This window comes from Sessilibacter corallicola (assembly GCF_021290925.1).
Lineage (GTDB): Bacteria > Pseudomonadota > Gammaproteobacteria > Pseudomonadales > Cellvibrionaceae > Sessilibacter > Sessilibacter corallicola.
In genome coordinates, this window is the sequence record NZ_JAJSLX010000001.1 from 167,602 (window position 1) to 187,596 (window position 19,995).

A 19,995-nucleotide genomic window follows, 5' to 3' on the forward strand; every position below is an offset into this window, starting at 1 on the left:
CTGCACCTATAACCTTCTTTTCTGACCTCAAGTTTCAAATAAAACCATGAATATTCGCGACTTTTTGAGTGATAACGTAAAACAAGCCATGACCAAAGCTGGCATTCCGGATAACTTTGAGCCACACCTAGCTCAACCGAAAAAAGCCGGTTTTGGCGACTACCAAGCCAACGGCGCCATGGCTGCGGCCAAGGCCATGAAAACCAACCCTCGCGAAATCGCCGGTAACATTGTTGCAAACCTAGAACTTGAAGGCATCGCTGAAAACGTAGAAATCGCAGGCCCAGGGTTTATTAACATTCACCTCAACCCACAGTGGTTGGCCGAGCAGCTCGCCAACGCCCAAGGTAACGACAAGTTTTGTGTCGAACAAACCGATCAATCGCAAACCATTGTTATCGATTATTCCGCCCCGAACCTCGCCAAAGAAATGCACGTGGGCCATTTACGTTCCACCATTATTGGTGACGCTATTGCACGCACCATGGAATTTTTGGGTCACAAAGTCGTTCGCCAAAATCACGTAGGCGATTGGGGCACTCAATTCGGTATGTTAATCGCCGAACTAGAACACCAAAAAAATGACAACGCCGAAATGGCGCTCAGCGATTTAGAAGTGTTTTATCAACAGGCGAAAAAACATTTCGACGAAGACGAAGACTTCGCCAATACCGCACGTGAATACGTCGTGAAATTGCAATCGGGCGACGAGCGCGTTTTAGGTTTGTGGGAACAATTCAGAGAAATTTCTCTCAGCCACGGCGAAGAAATTTATAAAAAACTGAACGTATCACTCACCCGCGACGACGTTATGGGTGAAAGCGCCTACAACGACGACCTTGCCAACGTTGTGCAAGATTTAATGGACAAAGGTTTTGCCGTTGAAGACCAAGGAGCAATCGTTGTCTTTTTGGATGAATTCGCCGATAAAGACGGCAAACCAAGCCCAGTAATTATTCGCAAACGCGAAGGCGCTTATCTTTACGCAACCACCGATTTAGCGTGCTTGCGTTACCGAGTCGGTAAATTAAGCGCTGATCGTTTAATGTATTTTATTGATGCGCGCCAAAGCTTGCACATGCAACAGGTGTACACCATTGGTAAAAAAGCCGGTTACATCGACGATACCGTCAGTTTTGAGCACCACGGTTTTGGCACCATGAACGGCGAAGACGGCACACCGTTTAAAACCCGAACCGGCGGCACCGTAAAACTCGCGCAATTATTGGATGAAGCCGTTACCCGCGCGCGCGAAATTATCGAAGAAAAAAATCCAGAATTATCCGACGAAGAAAAAGCAGAAATTTCTCGTAAAGTCGGTATTGGTGCCGTTAAATACGCTGACCTTTCTAAAACACGAACCACCGACTACATTTTCAGTTGGAAAAGCATGCTCGCGTTTGAAGGCAACACCGCACCGTATTTGCAATACGCCTATACCCGCATTCAAAGTATTTTCAGAAAAGCAGACATCACGCCAGAAAACTTTACCGGCAACATTGCGTTAACCGAACCACAAGAAAAAGCGCTCGCGTTAAAATTATTGCAATTATCGGAAACCCTAGATCAAGTCGCCAAAGACGCATTCCCACACGTGCTTTGTACGTATCTTTTCGAATTAACCAGCCAATTTATGAGCTTCTACGAGGCCTGCCCAATTTTAAAAGACGGTATTGAACCAGACCAACGCAACAGCCGATTAATGTTGTGTAAATCGGTTGCTCAAGCCTTGGATTTAGGTTTAGGGTTATTGGGTATTGAGGTTATGGAGAAGATGTAATCAGCTAGATTCTACGCACAACTAATCCCTCCACACAATAAAGGCCAATGAATATTCATTGGCCTTTATTTTTTCCCTCAAAAAACCTCAAGAAAACAAAATCCGACTCAAAAAGTATCTAACGCTGCCACATTTTCCAGGTACTAAATAGATATTCAAAACTGTAGATTAATTTAAGCTAATTAATAAAAAATAAATAATCCAAAGCTTTTAACAGAAACTCCTGCACTTATTTTTCTAACAAGTTAGCCAGACCAATCATCGCAGTTTTATTTCCATCAACTCCGATGTAAAAAATTTCAGTCAATCAGAGCCACTTTAATGAAATCTTTAAATACTTTGATAATAACATCATTAATTTCGTCAGCTGCATTTTCAGAATCCGTAATTATCGACAACGAATCATCAGATTTTAATATTATCTCAGGAAACTGGGCAATAAGTTCGTTTTTTCCAGGATTTGTCGGTAATAATTACCGACATGACAATAATTCAAGCGATTTTTTTGAAGCCCAGTGGCAATTGCCCATACAAGATGAAGAAAGTTATGAAGTTTTTGCACGTTGGTCCACATCCGCACAGAGAGCCACTAATGCAACTTATATTGTTAACCACTTTGAAGGAGAGACTGTTCTTCAAATAAATCAGCAGGAAAATAGTGGAGAATTTGTTTCACTAGGAATTTTTACCGCGCCCACATCGGTTACCATAAATAACCAAGATGCCGATAATATTGTTGTCGCCGATTCCATTATGATTTCCTTAGCAACCGATACCACAGATTCTGACGGAGATGGATTAACCGACGAACAAGAAAACGAAATATTTTTCTCCGATCCTAATAATCCATTCAGCCTAGATGTATCTGGCTTTTTAAATGATGGGTTATTTGATTCGGATAGTGACGGCTTCAGTAATATTGATGAATTAAGACGTGGTTTTGATCCTATTGATCCTAACTCGGTACCGCCAATATCAACCGAAAATAATACCTTTGCAGGCAACGTCACCATAGAAGGTGCTGTTTTATTAACACCACAATTAACCGAGCCATTTTTTTGTGAATTTCAAAATCGTGGCGCGATTTATTACGACGACACATTAGAAACGGCTTTAATTTGTAACGGAACAGAATGGTCAGAGTTTAGAGGCCCTATTGGCCCACAAGGTGAGCGCGGCGCAACAGGACCGATAGGTCCGCAAGGCATTCAGGGAGAGCAGGGAATACAAGGTGAAACAGGCCCAGCTGGACCACAAGGTATTCAAGGAGAACAAGGAGAAATTGGACCGGAAGGACCACAAGGCCCTGCGGGAGGATCTTCGGTGGGATTTCAGATTGTGGCTTTTGGTACCAATTCAGGAAATCGCTGTGTGAACGTACTATCATCCACAAGGCACTCTGATGGAACAAGTTTATTTCTTAGAGAAAACTCTGGTTCGTGCAGATGCCGTGAGGGCTCAATTAATCGGACTCTTGGATCTATAGTTTCTGGAACTGGCGCAGAGGGTGACGATATAAGAACTAGCCAATCAGTAATCTGTATTATTCCTCTCGATTAAATTAATTTTTTACTCATTACATGAATTTTAACCCCGTACACAGGGAACACCTTACTATATACTATTAATTGAAACTGACGCCTAACTATAGACATCAGTTTCAATCTTTACTGCATTAAGGCGAAGGACAAATTAATGGAAAGAGAGTAATACCCAAGAATCCGCAGTCTTCTGCCGACACTGTGGCTGAAACACTGGAAGTAAATAACATAACAGCTGCTATTCCGATCAGAGATTTTCTTCTAAGCATAGTTTTTCCTACCAATGACAATAGCCTAAAAATTAGCGATTGCATATTAAGAGTGAATGAAAATTTTAGGTAAAGACAATAAAATTAATAAATATTTATCATCCTATAAAAGAAAACATGCTCCTGGCAAGCGAACGCAATAGTCCCCATCAGTTTTTGGCTTTGGCTCTCTTTCTAAGGCAGATGCATTACCGACACATAAAAGTAAAAAAAGCAATGATGATACAATTAAATAATTTTTCTTCATTTTTCACACCTAAATTAGTTGACGGAAATAAATAAAATTAAATTCTATCCTCTGGCATTTTCAGAATATGTGAAAATACTTTTTCATTTCTAGCTATTAAAATTTACAGCTTAAATAAATCTGACTGAACATATATTTGAGAACAGGCACTAAAAATATCTATAGCAAGTTAAGTTAGCAGTTTAGATGGTTTTTATAACCTCAAAACTATTGAGAAATATTTTTCACACCCAACCTCACCAAGTTCATCTAAATCGAAAAACCGCCCCAAAAAAATCCATAATTCGCGGATACTGACACTTAATAAAACATGACTATCTGGATTTATTACTCTAGAGAAGGTTTTCCTACTAAAAAATAACCTTAAATTAACCCTAGACATCATCAAACCTAAATCACTTTGTCACATTCATTTCACCGCATTCAACATCAATAAAGTACGCCCAAATTAACCAAACACTACTCAGTAAAAATAACCTTAGATCCATAATAAAAAATATTAACAACAGCTCACGAAAAATTCTTTATACAATCCACTGCACACAAAACTTACCAACTTCTTTTAATGCTTGAACTTCAACTCTTCATCACAACGACCACACTCAAACAGAAGAAGCATTTCTTCACGATAAAAAACAAATCAATCAAGTTAACTTTATAATTAATCGATATAAATTTAGTTCACAAGCACAATTTAAAATAAGTAATTTAAATACTACTTTGCATTTATTATCAGTTAGACGTTAATTGATATATTTATTGTTTTTAAATGGATAAGAAAGGCCCCCGCGTGTGCGGGGAACACTCTTACTGTATATCATTGATTCTTAAAGGAAAATATAACCCTGATATTTCTACCAAGCTTTTGGCGTTAAATTCGTCTCTTAATTTAACGCCAAAAACTTGGGTAAGATGGGGAAAATCGGTGGGATTTTGCTGTTACGAGAGATTTATGTGATCAGTGTTTGGATTGAGCGGTTTTTTGTCGGATTTTTTCTCGCCCATATCTGAGCCCGCTGGCGCTACGTCGAAATCGACTTTTGAGACATCAATGACCGCGGTTACTTCTTTGGCCTGTCCCATTTGGGCGCCGGCTTCGGCAACGTCAAAATCGGGCACGGGCAACGGTGGCGTCTCTGCTTGTTGGCTGCCGTCGCCAATATCAGAACCCACATCAGCAACGTCCCAAGTGGGCAATTCCACCTGTTCGGCTTCTTCAGCTGTAACTTCACTGGCATCCATCAAATTGCCGCTCTGAGCCTTCAGGGAGATTCCCGAGGTATCTATGGCCGCAGGTTGATCCGTTTTAGCGTTCCCGGCGCTACGCGGGGCGATATTGACCCCCAACGGAGCAATGGTGAGCTTACGGGTTCTGGGCTTCTCGGATTGCCCTTCGGCGGCTTGGGCGACAACACTGGTCACGGCACCGGCTTTGGTCAATACCGTTTGGTATTTCTTGGCGGTGGCGGCGTCAACGCCCTTTTTTAACACCACGGATTTGCCCGAAAACAGGGCTCCAACCTTCTCAGGTGGAATTTTAAACAGGTGAGCGAGGTTCTTCTTTACCTGAGTCAGGGGTTTCCCGATTACTATGTCGCCGCGAAAGACGATGTCAAACTTTTGATCTGCCATATTATCTACCATTGCACAACTCATCGGGCTTTCTACCCTTGGCTTTAATTCTATTATAGATAGCTGGTCAGTAAAAACGTTGATTCCAAACGCGTATTGAATATTTTTAGACATTTTACGTGAACTGTAGAATATTTAATTACTTAAGGAACTTCTTTTTAGTCACCGGTTTAATACTTAATTGCGTCAAAACGTATAAGAACAACCCGTGCTAATAATCAATGATTCGTATTTGAGAGATTACAAAAATTCAGAGCTCGAAAAAGGCATTTGCGTTTTTCCAGATTTAGGCTTTTTCGAAAGAATTTGATAAAGACCAATAAGTAATTACAAAAATATTTTTAATATTGCAGGCTCGGCATTTTCTGCAAAGAAAGCGTATGCAGAGTTTCTTAATATTCTCTTAGTGTCTAATAAGCCTAATTTGAGTGAAATATTACGAAAATTCGGGAAAAACTGAGGGATTTTATTTATGTAAATTTATTTTAATTTTTTTAGTGAGGTGGGACTTCTAATCATTTATGTACACCTAAATTAGCGATAGCACGCGATTCTCCTAAATCATCATCTCCATTAGGTTCATAAAATGACTAAAACAACAAAAAGCACAACCCTAGCTAGTACGGAAAGCTTAGACAATCGCATACTACTGCAAACCCTTGAGCGCGAAATCTCGAAATTAGAAAAAGTAATTTCGGCCCTCGAATTCGAAGGCGGTGGTCAGTTTCAACACCGTAACAACCTACAAGAAGCACTGAAAGAGCGCTGCCAAATTTATAGTTCGCTACACAAAGACCGAGACATCTCACTGCGTCACCGTATTTAATACGCTGACTACCGGCCGCACTATTTCGATTCTTTTATTTCTAAGTGACTCTAGAAATCAAGTTTCTCTCCGACCGGCCAATTTATTCAAAACGGACTTCGAATAAATTGGCTTTTTATGATTCCTTTCACACTTTATTTATCCAGTGATCTTTATTCAGTGATCAGTTCGCTGATTTCTCTGAGCACCGACGTCGCATACTCTCCAGGACGCAAATTAAACTCTAAAATTAGATCTGCGTCACAAAATTGCCAGGTAAAGTCTTGCGGCAAACACACTAGATTTCTGCGCTCCTGAGACAAACCTTGATGCTCCAACGCATCACACCATAAGCTCAATTCATTTTTGACGGAATCTTCAAAAACCAGCGCTTGTGACGACGCTGAATTTCTACCTCGCCCCCACAAAGGCCCTGTAGGGGTTGCTGCCGCATTTTGATCTGAATAGTCTTGAGTGACATCACCGTCAATCAATTGGTTCCAATTTGCAGCCGTTACTCGTTGAGACAACACCTGATTAAACACATAAGACCGCGCCGCAGACAGAACCATACTTTTTAGGTTTCTGTTTTTTATTTTTTTGCCGTGCTCAAACCAATCATTGGCAAGATTTAAATTAGAGCCTTCACGACCAAAACGCTGTTCGCCAAAATAATTGGGCACACCGTGCGCTTTTATTTTATTGAGCACCGCCTCTAGCTGGTCTTGGTTACCCGTAGTAAATTCTAAGTTGCGAAGTGTGATTTTAAAAAAGTTGCCTGTGTGATCACCGCGCCGCAATTTTTTGGAATGATTCTTCACATCCAATACTTTCCAGGAATCACACGAAAAATCATCCCAGTTTAGCGCTGGAGATTTTGGTAAATACACACTAAACCATTGTCGGGTAATCGCCTGTCGATCTTTTAAACCCGCAACGCCTACGTCTGAACTTTTTACACCGGCAAATTCAGCAATTTTTTTCTGTAACCAGTGCGTGTTCTCGCCTTCTTTTTCAATGTACAAATAAACGTGTTCGCCGGAATTAGAAAATTCCAGATCAAAATTTTCTTGAACAATAAAATCCGCAGGCGACGATTTAAATTCGCCTCGGCAACCAGGCGTGCCGTAAACGTAGGAGAAATTTAAAGGGAAAGAATTTGAGGTATCGATAGTAGTAACCACGTTAAATAATAAATTTTGCAACTATTGATTTTGTAAAAGCACGGTGGCAAAAGCGGCAATGCCTTCTTTACGACCAGTGAAGCCTAAGCGCTCTGTGGTTGTGGCTTTTACATTAATATTGCCGGTAACGGTTTGTAAATCGGCGGCGATATTTTCGACCATACTGTCGATGTGCGGGGCCATTTTTGGCGCTTGGGCAACAATGGTCATATCGGCGTTTACGATCCACAAACCGCGCTCTAATATTTTTTCGTACACACTTCTGAGTAAATCGCGGCTGTCGGCGTTTTTGAATGCGGGATCAGTATCGGGAAAATGTTTGCCGATATCACCCAGAGCCGCGGCACCGAGTAAAGCGTCGCACAATGCGTGTAATAAAACATCGCCGTCGGAGTGCGCAACCAGTCCCTGTGTGTAAGGAATAACGACCCCACCGAGGGTGATTTCACTGCCTGGGCCAAACGCGTGCACGTCGTAACCTTGTCCGATTCTCATGATGGTTTCCTCACAATACGATTAGGTTCGCAGAACAAATTATTCCAACCGCAGAATGGCTTCGGCTAAGGCCAAATCTTCGGGTAAGGTGACTTTAATATTGTTTCTGGAGCCTGGAAATAATTTCACGGTTAAATTTGCCAATTCAATGGCCGAAGCTTCGTCGGTAACGGCTTGACCATTTTTAAGTGCGTCGGTTAATGCCGATTGCAGTGTCGAGACCCGAAACATTTGCGGCGTTTGGGCAAGCCAAACCCGATTGCGATCAATGGTGGATTCAATTGCGGCGACCGAATGCGTGTTTGTGTTTGCGCTGGCAATCTTAATGGTGTCAGACGCAGACTGGGCCATAATACCGCCGACAGCATCCGCTTCCAGCGCAGCCTTCATAGCACTGAGTTGCGCTTTGGTAACGCAGGGACGAGCTGCATCGTGCACCAACGCCCAATCGTCCGGTCCAGCTATATTTTGCAGTGCGTTTAATCCGCTGAGCACGGAATCGGCACGCTCACCGCCGCCTAAAACCGTTAATACACGGTGGTGATTCGCGACCGATAAGCTCGGCCAAAAAGGATCGTCTTGGCGCAGGGCTACAACCACTTTTTCAATCCACTCACACGCCAGAAATTTTTCAATGGTGTGTTCAAGAATGGTTTTATCGAGCAGGGTTAAATATTGTTTGGGAGTTTCTGACCCAAAACGAGAGCCTATACCGGCAGCGGGAATCACTGCCCAAAACTTGGGGGAGGAATGCATTACGGTGCTTTTTGAGTTTGGGAATCGACAACCAAATAAAAGGTTTCGCCTTTTTTGACCATCCCCATGTCTTCACGGGCAAGCTCTTCAACCGCCTGCGGTCCGCTCTGTAAATGGAGGATTTCGATTTCGAGTTGGCGATTACGAAGTCGATCGCGTTCGTTTAAGATTTCTTGTTTTTCTATTTCTCGCTCCAACCGAACCAGTTCCGCCATCGAGCCATCGCCTACCCACAAACGAAATTGCAGGGCCAGCAATAAAACAATCAGAATGGCAAACGTTAGTTTCATGGAATTTGCGTTAACAGACAGGTTGGTGGTTTTCTTTAAAGTGCCAACCCTGAAATGAAAATCTCAACGAAGTTTGATGGCTTTATCTTAGCAGAAGATTGGAGGTGCTCGATGTACGAGCGCTCATTTTTAAGCACTCATACATCGAACGAACAGCAGAATTACGCTTTGAATTCAGCGCGGCCACGGTATGGCGCGTTGTCAGAACCTAATTCAGCTTCGATGCGTAGCAAACGGTTGTACTTAGCAACGCGGTCAGAACGGCACAAAGAACCGGTCTTGATTTGGCCAGCTGCGGTGGCAACGGCTAAATCAGCGATGGTGGTGTCTTCGGTTTCGCCAGAACGGTGAGAAATCACAGCGGTGTAGCCTGCGTCTTTCGCCATTTTGATGGCATCCAACGTTTCAGACAAAGAACCGATTTGGTTGAATTTAATCAAGATAGAGTTACCGATGCTTTTGTCGATACCTTCTTTCAAGATTTTGGTGTTGGTTACGAACAAGTCATCACCGACCAATTGAACTTTGTCGCCCAATTTTTCAGTTTGGTATTTCCAGCCGTCCCAATCGGATTCGTCTTGACCATCTTCAATAGAAATAATTGGGTACTGATCGCAAAGCTCCGCTAGGAAATCAGAGAAACCTTCGGAAGAGTAAACTTTACCTTCGCCAGCTAGATCGTACTTGCCGTCTTTGTAGAATTCAGACGATGCACAATCAAGCGCAAGAGTAACGTCGGTGCCCAATGCGTAACCGGCAGCTTCTGTTGCTTCTTTGATGACTGCAAGCGCGTCTGCGTTTGAGGCAAGGTTAGGTGCAAAACCACCTTCGTCACCCACAGCGGTATTTAAACCTTTTGCAGACAATACTTTTTTCAGTGCATGGAAAATTTCAGCACCAGTTTGCAACGCTTCAGCGAAGGTTTTTGCACCAACAGGCTGAACCATAAACTCTTGGATATCAACGTTGTTGTCGGCGTGCTCACCACCGTTGATGATGTTCATCATTGGCACTGGCATGGTGTATTGACCAGAAGTACCGTTGATGTCGGCAATGTGAGCGTACAAAGGAATGCCTTTTTCAATGGCAACGGCTTTCGCAGCTGCAAGAGAAACCGCCAAAATGGCGTTAGCGCCAAAGTTGGCTTTGTTTTCTGTGCCATCCGCTTCGATCATTGCCGCGTCAATTGCGCGCTGATCAGAGGCGTCTTTACCAACCAATAATTGTTTGATGGTGGTGTTAATGTTTTCTACTGCTTTCAATACACCTTTACCGAGATAACGACTCTTGTCGCCGTCACGCAGTTCTAGGGCTTCGCGAGAACCTGTGGATGCGCCAGATGGTGCGCAAGCAGAACCAACGGCTCCAGATTCAAGTATTACATCAGCGTTAACAGTTGGGTTACCCCGTGAATCAAGCACTTCAAAAGCTTTGATATCAACAATCTTGGTCATTCGTAGACTCCAAGCATCTAATTTGAACAGAGACGTTTGTCTTATTATATTTAAATTATACCGCCGCAAGAAATGCATTCGCATTTCTGCGTACTCATGCGGTTTTTACCGAGCGCGATATTACTCGCGTAGAAATTGTACCACTTTAGTCTTAGAACACTACTCGATAATCAATTCGGGTTGTGATTTTAAGAGGTCGTCAAATGCTTTCATTTGCGCTAAAAACGGCTCCAACATGCTCAATGGCAGCGCACTTGGTCCGTCACACTTAGCGTTGCTCGGATCGGGGTGGGCTTCCAGGAATAAACCGGCAATACCTACCGCAACACCAGCACGCCCAAGTTCCGCTACTTGTTCGCGGCGCCCGCCAGAGGCAGCACCCATTGGATCGCGACACTGCAAAGCGTGGGTCACATCAAACAATAAGGGCGCACCGCCAGTAACTTGTTTCATGGTGCGGAAACCGAGCATATCTACCACGAGATTATCGTAGCCAAAACAAGAGCCGCGTTCGCACACAAGCACTTTGTCGTTGCCGCACTCGTTAAATTTCTCGGCAATGTTTTTCATTTGCGCAGGAGAAATAAACTGCGGCTTTTTAATGTTGATCACTGCATCGGTTTTTGCCATCGCTTCAACCAAATCGGTTTGGCGCGCTAAAAACGCGGGCAATTGGATCACATCGACAACATCGGCAACCGGTTGGCACTGCTCAATTTCATGAACGTCGGTAATCACAGGCACATTAAACGTGGCTTTGATTTCTTCGAAAATCTTTAAGCCTTCGTCCATACCTGGGCCACGAAAGGAGTGAATCGAAGAGCGATTCGCTTTATCGAAAGAAGCTTTAAACACGTAGGGAATACCGAGCTTATCGGTTACGGTTTTGTAGGCTTCGGCAATGGTAAGCGCAAGGTCGCGACTTTCCAGCACGTTCATTCCAGCGAACAAAACCATTGGCAAGTGGTTACCTACCGGAATATCGCTAACGTTAACGATTTTATTTTCTGTCATTGAAGTTTGCTTCTCAGCTGTAGCCTGGCTTAGTTGCCAGACTGAGTTTGATTGTGATCGATTGCCGCTTTAACAAAGCTGGTAAATAACGGATGACCATCGCGCGGAGTCGAGGTGAATTCCGGGTGGAACTGACACGCGACAAACCAAGGGTGATCTGGCAATTCAACCATTTCAACCAAGGTGTCATCGGCCGACCAACCGCCAATTTTTAAGCCCGCTTTCTGGAGCGAATCCAACAAGTTGTTGTTCACTTCGTAGCGGTGACGGTGGCGCTCAACAATCATTTCGCTGCCGTAAATATCGCGCGCTTTTGAGCCTTCTGCCAAACGGCATTCTTGAGCGCCCAAACGCATGGTGCCGCCCAAATCGGAGCTTTCATCGCGAGTTTCGCGGTTGCCGCTGGAATCGATCCATTCGGTGATCAAACCGATCACATTGTGTGCGGATTTTGGATCGAACTCAGAGCTATTGGCGTCTTCCCAACCAACAACATTGCGGGCAAATTCAATGACCGCAGACTGCATACCCAAGCAAATGCCCAAGTATGGAATGTTGTTTTCACGGGCGTACTGAACCGCGGTTAACTTACCTTCAAGACCACGCTCACCAAAACCGCCCGGTACCAAGATCGCATCGGCGCCATCGATTAATTTGATGCCCTGCTCTTCAACGTCTTCGGCGTTGATGTATTCGATATCAACTTTGGTATGGGTGTGAATGCCTGCGTGAGTCAGCGCTTCAATCAATGACTTATAAGCATCCGGCAATTCCATGTACTTACCCACCATGGCGATGGTAACGGAACGCTCCGGATTTAATTTGCCTTCAACCACACGATCCCACTCGGTCAAATCGGCTTCTGGCGCTTCCATGTCGAAGTTTTCCAGAACGATTTGGTCGAGACCGTATTCCATCAAAATGCGCGGAATCGCGTAAATGGTTTTGGCATCGGCCAATGGCACAACCGCACGCTCTTCAACGTTGGTGAACAAGGCGATCTTTTTGCGGGAATCGGCGTCGACTTCCACTTCTGAACGGCACAACAAAATGTTCGGTTGCAAACCAATAGTGCGCAGCTCTTTAACTGAGTGCTGAGTTGGCTTGGTTTTGGTTTCACCGGCAGTGGCGATGTAAGGCACTAAGGTGAGGTGCATCAATTGCGCACGCTTGGCACCCAATTCAATCTTAAGCTGACGAACGGCTTCCAAGAACGGTTGCGATTCGATGTCACCCACGGTGCCGCCGATTTCGACCAAGGCCACGTCGGCGTCTTTACCGCCTTCTAGAATACGGCGTTTGATTTCATCGGTGATGTGAGGAATGACCTGTACCGTACCGCCAAGGTAGTCGCCGCGGCGCTCTTTGCGCAATACGGTTTCATAAACTCGGCCGGTGGTGAAGTTGTTGCGGCGCGTCATTTTGGTCCGCAAGAAACGCTCGTAGTGGCCGAGGTCAAGGTCGGTCTCAGCGCCGTCTTCGGTCACAAATACTTCACCGTGTTGAAACGGGCTCATGGTGCCTGGATCAACGTTAATGTACGGGTCCAATTTTAAGATAGTAACTGTGAGGCCGCGGGCCTCTAGAATTGCCGCAAGAGAAGCTGAAGCAATACCTTTTCCCAACGATGAAACCACACCGCCGGTAACAAAAATGTAGCGAGTCATGTATTGACCTGTGAGCACTGAGTTGAATAAGAAAATGTGCGAATTTTGTGTCTAGCAGAAGGGGTAGATTTGGCCTGTGTTAACGTATCAAAATTTGAGCAAATAGAGGATAAACAGTCATTCAAAGCAACCATTAAATCGCCTATGTGAAAACCACAGTAAATACCACAAATTTTGACAACAGGCAGGAAAAACTACCCATCTCAAGATGGGACGCCAGATTACCAGAATCCCACTTTTGCCTCAAATAATAATAGCTTAGTGGCCGTCTAATAATTCGATTCGAGTCCTTATCGGCGGGTTTTGGCAATCCTCTCGATCGCGCTAGGTTTGACCATCATTATTAGACCAGGCCTGTTCCAACTGCAATTGCCAAGGGTGTTGATTGACTAACCGCAATCGAACCCCCTGATTGAGGTCGTCTGTGTGATAAGGTTTTTCGACCCAATAATCCGCCACGGCAATCAGTGCTTCATCGCTGTAAACCAGTGGAAGAATGGCTCTCAGCCACGGTTGAATGGCCGATTCTTGCAATACCTTTTTTAGCTTTTGAGAATGCCTGCGACTTACCGGTTGAGAACGCTCGCCGCCAACACGAGGCCGAACCATGATTACATCGGAATCTGCGCGCAGGTTGCCTCCGGCGTGAACCTCAAGCAGCCAATCCGGCGCCCACGGCAAAGTACAACGTTGCATTTCTGAAGACGGCTTGAGCGTTAACGCACATTGAGAAGTATTTATGGATGAAACATTTATCGACGAAGAATCTGTAGAAACAGAGCCGCCAGGCGTTGAATCGACAAAAACGTGCATGCGGCCGCGAAATTTCCCAGCGCAAAAGCCATCGCCCCAACGCACCAGGGCCTGGGAATCGTCTCGGGCATCATCGGCAATAACTTGGTTTAGGATTTCATACCACTGGGATTCATTCGGTAAGGTGACATGCAACGCCTGAAAGCCATAACGCAAACAAGCAAGTTTGTGCTCCAACCGATTGAGTGCCGCAAGAGAAACGGAAAAGCCGACTTTTTCGAGCGCGCAGTCGAGGGTTTGCCAATCTTGCTCAGCTAAGATGCGAATGTGAGTTTCTGCCGTACGACAAAACCCTGACGATTTGGCAATCTGCTGACTCGCTCGTGGCCAACGAGTTTGCAACAAAGGCAACACTTGATGACGAATAAAATTTCGGTCGAAATCTTGATTGGCATTGCTGGGATCTTCAATCCACTGCAACTGTTTATCGCGAGCGTAGCGTTCTAAATCAGCTCGCGTAATGGATAACAATGGCCGCAGCAATTCGCCACTGCCCAGCGCTCTTTTTTCCGGCATACCGGCGAGCCCCTGAGTTCCTGAGCCGCGCATTAAGCGATACAAAAACGTCTCCGCCTGATCATCCAAGTGATGCGCCATTAACAGCACCGACGATTCAGTCATCACGCTTTCAAAGGCTCGGTAGCGACCCTCGCGAGCCAATGCTTCAACGTTAGAAGCGTTAGGATCAAGGTGCAAAGCCACCGTTGTTAAAGGAACGCCCAAGTCATCACAGATGGACTGACAATGCGCTTGCCAGTCATCAGCTTGTGATTGCAAACCGTGATTAATATGAATGGCGTTGAGTGACGTGCTTAGATTGCCGTTTGCAGAGCAACTGCGAAAATATTCCCACACCGCATGCAATAACACCCGCGAATCCAAACCGCCGCTGTAGGCCAACCAAAACTGCGTATTGTCGAGACAATAGGGTTTCAGCTTTTCGTGCAGACAGTCGGTTAAATTTTCCATAGGGTGTTTGATTGGGCCATTCCCATTCTAATTCTAAGACAACGCAAGAAAACGTAAAAAACAAAAAGTAACAACAATCAGTCTAACACGAACGTCAAAATTACCACCGACCGTTATTTTAAATTCCGTAACCTCCCGCTACTATGACTGCCTTAATTGTGCGGCCCAAATCGTATCGCACTCACCCATAATTAATGAGAGAAATTATGACCATTCTTCCCTACGGCAGCTGGCCTTCTGACATCGACGCTCAACAATTGGTATCTCAAAGTTTGGGACTGGCCGAGCCGAGGTGGGATGGCGACTGTTTGTACTGGTTAGAATTTCGTCCCAATGAAAACGGCCGCAACTGCTTGGTAAAACGCGATAACAACGGCGACATCACCGATTTATTGCCCAATCCCATGAGTTCACGCACCCGAGCTAACGAATACGGCGGCGGCAGTTATTGTGTGAGTAACGGTACGGTATTTTTTGTCTTGGCCGACGATCAACGAATTTATCAGCTCGACGCCAACAACCCACAATCAGAGCCCAAGCCGGTTACTCAACCTGGCCCCTACCGCTACGCTGACTTAATCTTTAATCGCCAACGCAACGAAATTATTTGCGTGCGAGAAGACCACAGCCAACCCGGCGAAGAAGAAACCGCAGCATTGGTTGCCATTGACTGCGCCACCGGTAACACCAAAATCTTAACCTGTGGCGATGACTTTTACGCTTCTGTGCAATTATCCCAAGACCGTTCACAATTGTGCTGGTTGAGTTGGAATCACCCATCCATGCCTTGGGAAAACACCAGTGTATTTACCGCAACCATCACAGAATCCGGCGAGCTTGAAGCAATAAAAGCCGTAAAAGGCAGCGCTGCCGGTGAAAAACCGCAATCGATTTTTCAGCCGCGCTGGTCAGCAAACGGCGAATTATTGTTAGTCACCGACGAAAGCAACTGGTGGCGTTTTTACAAACTCGACAACAACAATCAGTGGCAATCGTTTGTCGCTCTTGATACCAGCACAGGAAACGCAGAATTTGCCACACCGCAATGGGTGTTCGGATTATCCACTTGGGATTTTTTAAACGAAGACCACATTATTGCCAGTTACACCATTGCCAACGAATGGTACCTAGCAACAATTACGATCAGCACAGGTGAGCTAACCAAAATACCCTGCCAGTATTCCGATATTTCTGGCGTGTCTGCTCATCAAGGTAAAGTGGCCTTTTTAGGCGCAACCTACAATCAATCCAGCGAATTGGTGGTTAGCGATTTATCCTCAACTCATGTTGTGCGCGGTTTGCCGTCAACCTTAAACAAAGATGTATTTTCAAAACCGTCGGCCATTGAATTTGGCCCTGAAAGTGAAAAAGCTCACGCTTTTTATTACCCGCCACACAACCCCAATTACCAAGGCCCCGACAACGAACAACCGCCGTTAATTGTAATGGCCCACGGCGGCCCCACCAGCGCGCGCAGCAACGCCTTTAATATTAAAATTCAATATTGGTGCAGCCGCGGTTTTGCCGTGCTCGATGTCAATTACCGTGGCAGTACCGGTTACGGTCGTGATTATCGCTTGGCCTTAAATGGTCAATGGGGAATATCCGATGTCGACGATGTTTGCCGTGGCGCCGAATATTTAGTAGAAAAAGGATTGGCCGATCCCAATAAATTAGCCATTAAAGGGGGTAGCGCTGGCGGCTACACTGTACTAGCAGCATTAACGTTTAAATCGGTTTTTAAAGCCGGCGCTAGTCACTACGGCATTGGTAATTTAGAAACCCTGGTAACCGATACTCATAAATTTGAATCGCGATATTTAGATTCGTTAATCGGGCAATACCCACAAGACAAAGCGTTGTATGAGCAACGTTCGCCAATTAATTATGTAGAACAATTGGATTGCCCGGTAATTTTCTTCCAAGGCGGCGCCGACAAAGTAGTACCCCCGAATCAAGCTGAAACCATGGTCAAGGCACTTGATGAAAAAGATATTCCCGTCGCCTACGTTTTATTCCCCGAAGAAGGCCACGGATTCCGCAAAGCGGACAATATGATTCGATCCGTTGAAGGCGAACTGTATTTTTACAGCAAAATTTTTAATTTTGATCTGCCCGAAAATATTCCAGCGGTAGAAATAAAAAATATCGGCTAACAAAAACCAACGCTAGCAATAAACAGCGCGTTAGCGAATTCGCTGTTTATTGCAAACAACTTTTCATATATGCAATTTATATATACACTTTATACATGCACTAAAACCTAAAGCAATCTTAAACCGTCTATACTTTCACGTTCACACACCCGCAAACACCTGCACCCTCTAACCTCACTTTAAATGACGTTATAAATTCTTCCGCCCTCAAACCTAAATAAAAATCTGACCATTAGCATCACAAAGTAAATTTTTAATTTTAACCTTTGCTTCTAAACCCATTAACAAAAAAATAATGCACCAAAACCAAGCGCAAGCACCAAAAAAATTAATTGATAAAAACTAATTTTAAAACTCACGAAAAATAATTTAAAAAGCTTAACAAACTTTATTGTTAAGGAGGCTCTGATTAACCCTAAAATTAAATACAAACCGAAAAACACAACAATAAATCATGAATCCCAAAGTACACTTTGAGTCATTAAAAATAACAACATGCCTTTTATCCTAAATTGTAAAAATAGTATTTCCGCAATTAAATTATTCTTTTATGTTTGAAATTTTCTCGCGCTGACTAAAAATACAAATACCTGTCAGTACCATCAGGTATTTTACTGTATTACATCATCACAACTTGACCACCAAGTTATAAATTAATACTTTCAATTTTAAAACTGGCGTTTAAAACCAAATTAATTTATCCAACACTATAAAAAAACGAACCTGAAGAAAAACACTTAGCACCCCTCACCTGTCTGTTCTTTCTTTAGGAGTGCCAACATTGGAATTAATTAATACGGCAAAAGGTATATTGTCTGAAACCAGCAATAATCCATTGCTGCAAGACTATCTTCATTTAAATACGTCAACTACAGCGTTTCTGGAAAACAAAGCCAACACAGTCATCAATGTTCAGGTGTTGGAGCAACGTATTATTGGAGAAAAATTAATACGCCGTTCTATTTTGTATGTGAAGAAAATTACTTTACCGCTGTTGTACGCAGAATGCCTCTTTGATTTAACGTCATTAAAAGACGATAAAAAAGCAGCATTGATTGAACAAAAACGAACGGTTGGTGATATTTTTGGCCGCAGGCATTTACGCAAAGTGGCATCTCACTACCAAAAACTCGAACAACACACTTACCAAAACATTTTACAGGTTTCTGGGGCGTGCTATTTAAGAACGTTTGATTTGTATTGTGAACAACAAAAAATTGCACAGCTATTAGAGGTTGTTAACGAAGAAACTCTGTTTCGTGTTTATAAACCAGACGGATCACAGGGAAGTTATGCCTAAATCAGCCTTACCCATTCCACTACGATTTAATGCCGCATCAACGGCAACAATCAGTGATGACAACCACACGTTATCGTATTCAGAGTTTAATCAGTGTATTAGTGAATATCACAATACGTTGGCTGAAATGACACTGACTGAAAGAAAACTGACTGAAACCGTACTGGTAAGCATTGAACAAAGTGTGCATTACCTAGCTTTAATGTTAGCCTGTTTTGGCCAGAAAAAAGGATTTATATTTTTCGCCAGTACCGGAAAAATTCCAGACCGGTTATCGGCGTGCGATCGAATTTGTCTCGATCAAGACAACAACATTTCTCTCGTTACCCATAAACAAATCGATACACAAGTCGATAACTCTGTGAGTCCATCGGCCGATCAATCACTCGCAATGTCAGGCAAACTGGGCTTTTTAAGCTCTGGCAGTGTGGGCGATCCCAAAGTTATTTTGCACCAGGCGCCGTCGCTGATCGCCAACAGCCAAAACGCGCGTTATTTATTACCCTTGTCTGACGAAGACAAAGTGCTCATTCCCGTGCCGATTTCGCACATGTACGGTTTCGGCGCCGCAGCGTTAACGAGCCTATGTTCTGGAGCATCGCTGCAATTAACACTTGGACTCAATCTGCTCAAATGGCGAAAAATAGAAAATACTTGTCATCCGAGCTGCGTTTTCTTCACACCGTCGTTGCTCGATGCAATCAGCGCAAAAATAAGTTATCAGCACACACTTAAATTTATCGTAACCGCAGGCGATTGCGTTAACACACGTTACCTGCGTACCTGGGCCGATAAAACACAATACTGGTTGAATTTGTACGGCAGTACAGAACTGGGGGTGATTGGTATCGCCTCGCTCTTGCACGACGATTTACTCAACGAAGCAACCGAAAAAATTGAATTTACGCCGTGCAACAACGTTCATGTTTACTGCCAAGACGAACAACTCCATATTGTTCATCCACACGCTTTTGTCGGCTATTTAAATCAATGCGTGTTGCTCAGCCCCTTTAAAACTGGCGATTTGGGTCACGTCGAAAGCAACGGACGTTTTAGTGTTAACGGCCGCGCCGATTTTTCTGTCAATCGCGAAGGACGACTACTGGCGTTTGCACAATTAGAAATGGAATTAAAAAAACACGCCAGCGTTGAAAACGTGGTTTTAGTGCCCGGCCCGAAAGACAGCAAAGGAAAAACATTAATTGCCTGTTGCGAAGGGGTTTCTGAGGAGCAATTAATCACACTCAAACAAACTTGGCGACGCCACCTTCCCGCTTATGCGGTGCCCTCAGAATTAAAAATTGTCGACCCATTACCACGGCTGGCCAATGGTAAATTGAATAGAAAAAAATTAGAGGAAGTGATTACTCATGTTTGAACAGATCAAAACATTGATGGATACCCAGTTAGACATCGATTTAAATCTCGCTGCTTTCGATGAAAATACGCCGTTATTTGAAGGCGGGCTCGCGATGGATTCCATTGTGTTTACCGAATTTATTTTACTGCTGGAAAAAGCCTTTGAATTTGAATACGACGACGATGAATTAACGGTTGAAAACTTTGAAACCCTCGCCGTCATCATTGAGCGTATCCAGAAGAAAACCCTTCAGTAGAGGAATC

At 44.1% G+C, this 19,995-nt stretch carries 16 protein-coding genes; 7 read left to right on the top strand and 9 right to left on the bottom strand.

Translation table 11 applies throughout. The features are described 5' to 3' along the window. The first annotated feature begins 46 nt into the window (after positions 1 to 46). Positions 47 to 1,780 carry an arginine--tRNA ligase gene (gene argS / locus LU361_RS00650; RefSeq protein WP_233086382.1) on the top strand — a complete coding sequence of 578 codons (1,734 nt, stop codon included), beginning with the start codon at positions 47 to 49 and terminating at the stop codon, positions 1,778 to 1,780. Between the two features lie 321 nt (positions 1,781 to 2,101). Continuing rightward, positions 2,102 to 3,340 carry a golvesin C-terminal-like domain-containing protein gene (locus LU361_RS20075; protein WP_286206418.1) on the top strand — a complete coding sequence of 413 codons (1,239 nt, stop codon included), beginning with the start codon at positions 2,102 to 2,104 and terminating at the stop codon, positions 3,338 to 3,340. A 1,436-nt stretch (positions 3,341 to 4,776) separates the two neighbouring features. On the opposite strand, the gene LU361_RS00665 is transcribed toward LU361_RS20075, so the two are convergent. After that, entirely contained in the window at positions 4,777 to 5,469 is a 693-nt protein-coding gene (locus tag LU361_RS00665; protein WP_233086383.1) for a hypothetical protein, read from the bottom strand. 586 nt (positions 5,470 to 6,055) lie between these two features. Between LU361_RS00665 and LU361_RS00670 the strand changes: the two genes are divergently transcribed. Then, positions 6,056 to 6,295: a hypothetical protein gene (locus LU361_RS00670; RefSeq protein ID WP_233086384.1), complete on the top strand. Its 240-nt coding sequence runs from the start codon at positions 6,056 to 6,058 to the stop codon at positions 6,293 to 6,295. A gap of 152 nt (positions 6,296 to 6,447) precedes the next feature. On the opposite strand, the gene truD is transcribed toward LU361_RS00670, so the two are convergent. The 8 genes from truD to tilS all read right to left on the bottom strand — a co-directional run bounded on the left by truD (position 6,448) and on the right by tilS (position 14,916). Then, positions 6,448 to 7,479, bottom strand: a complete 1,032-nt coding sequence (gene truD, locus LU361_RS00675) for a tRNA pseudouridine(13) synthase TruD (protein WP_233086385.1) — start codon at positions 7,477 to 7,479, stop codon at positions 6,448 to 6,450. Further along, positions 7,480 to 7,953 (bottom strand): 2-C-methyl-D-erythritol 2,4-cyclodiphosphate synthase, encoded by a 474-nt coding sequence (ispF, locus tag LU361_RS00680; RefSeq protein WP_250647544.1) that lies wholly within the window; start codon positions 7,951 to 7,953, stop codon positions 7,480 to 7,482. A 39-nt stretch (positions 7,954 to 7,992) separates the two neighbouring features. Beyond that, the gene (gene ispD / locus LU361_RS00685; protein WP_233086386.1) at positions 7,993 to 8,709 is read right to left on the bottom strand and encodes a 2-C-methyl-D-erythritol 4-phosphate cytidylyltransferase; all 717 of its coding nucleotides are present in this window, start codon (positions 8,707 to 8,709) and stop codon (positions 7,993 to 7,995) included. Further along, positions 8,709 to 8,999 carry an FtsB family cell division protein gene (locus LU361_RS00690; RefSeq protein WP_233086387.1) on the bottom strand — a complete coding sequence of 97 codons (291 nt, stop codon included), beginning with the start codon at positions 8,997 to 8,999 and terminating at the stop codon, positions 8,709 to 8,711. Before LU361_RS00690 ends, ispD begins: the two co-directional genes overlap by 1 nt. Positions 9,000 to 9,160: 161 nt before the next feature. After that, positions 9,161 to 10,453, bottom strand: a complete 1,293-nt coding sequence (gene eno / locus LU361_RS00695; RefSeq protein ID WP_233086388.1) for a phosphopyruvate hydratase — start codon at positions 10,451 to 10,453, stop codon at positions 9,161 to 9,163. Positions 10,454 to 10,612: 159 nt separating this feature from the next. Further along, positions 10,613 to 11,467, bottom strand: a complete 855-nt coding sequence (kdsA, locus tag LU361_RS00700) for a 3-deoxy-8-phosphooctulonate synthase (RefSeq protein WP_233086389.1) — start codon at positions 11,465 to 11,467, stop codon at positions 10,613 to 10,615. 29 nt (positions 11,468 to 11,496) lie between these two features. Beyond that, positions 11,497 to 13,134: a CTP synthase gene (pyrG, locus tag LU361_RS00705; RefSeq protein ID WP_233086390.1), complete on the bottom strand. Its 1,638-nt coding sequence runs from the start codon at positions 13,132 to 13,134 to the stop codon at positions 11,497 to 11,499. Between the two features lie 324 nt (positions 13,135 to 13,458). After that, complete coding sequence (gene tilS / locus LU361_RS00710; RefSeq protein WP_233086391.1) at positions 13,459 to 14,916, bottom strand: tRNA lysidine(34) synthetase TilS; 1,458 nt, start codon at positions 14,914 to 14,916, stop codon at positions 13,459 to 13,461. Between the two features lie 206 nt (positions 14,917 to 15,122). Here tilS and LU361_RS00715 point away from each other — a divergent pair, with 206 nt between their 5' ends. From LU361_RS00715 to LU361_RS00730, 4 genes are all read left to right on the top strand, one after another. Beyond that, a complete protein-coding gene (locus LU361_RS00715) occupies positions 15,123 to 17,072 on the top strand; it encodes an alpha/beta hydrolase family protein (protein ID WP_233086392.1) in 1,950 nt (649 codons plus the stop codon). A gap of 781 nt (positions 17,073 to 17,853) precedes the next feature. Then, a complete protein-coding gene (locus LU361_RS00720) occupies positions 17,854 to 18,372 on the top strand; it encodes a hypothetical protein (protein ID WP_233086393.1) in 519 nt (172 codons plus the stop codon). Next, complete coding sequence (locus tag LU361_RS00725; RefSeq protein ID WP_233086394.1) at positions 18,365 to 19,750, top strand: AMP-binding protein; 1,386 nt, start codon at positions 18,365 to 18,367, stop codon at positions 19,748 to 19,750. The genes LU361_RS00720 and LU361_RS00725 overlap by 8 nt, the downstream gene beginning before the upstream one ends. Beyond that, a complete protein-coding gene (locus LU361_RS00730; RefSeq protein ID WP_233086395.1) occupies positions 19,743 to 19,988 on the top strand; it encodes an acyl carrier protein in 246 nt (81 codons plus the stop codon). The genes LU361_RS00725 and LU361_RS00730 overlap by 8 nt, the downstream gene beginning before the upstream one ends. Positions 19,989 to 19,995 lie beyond the last annotated feature (7 nt).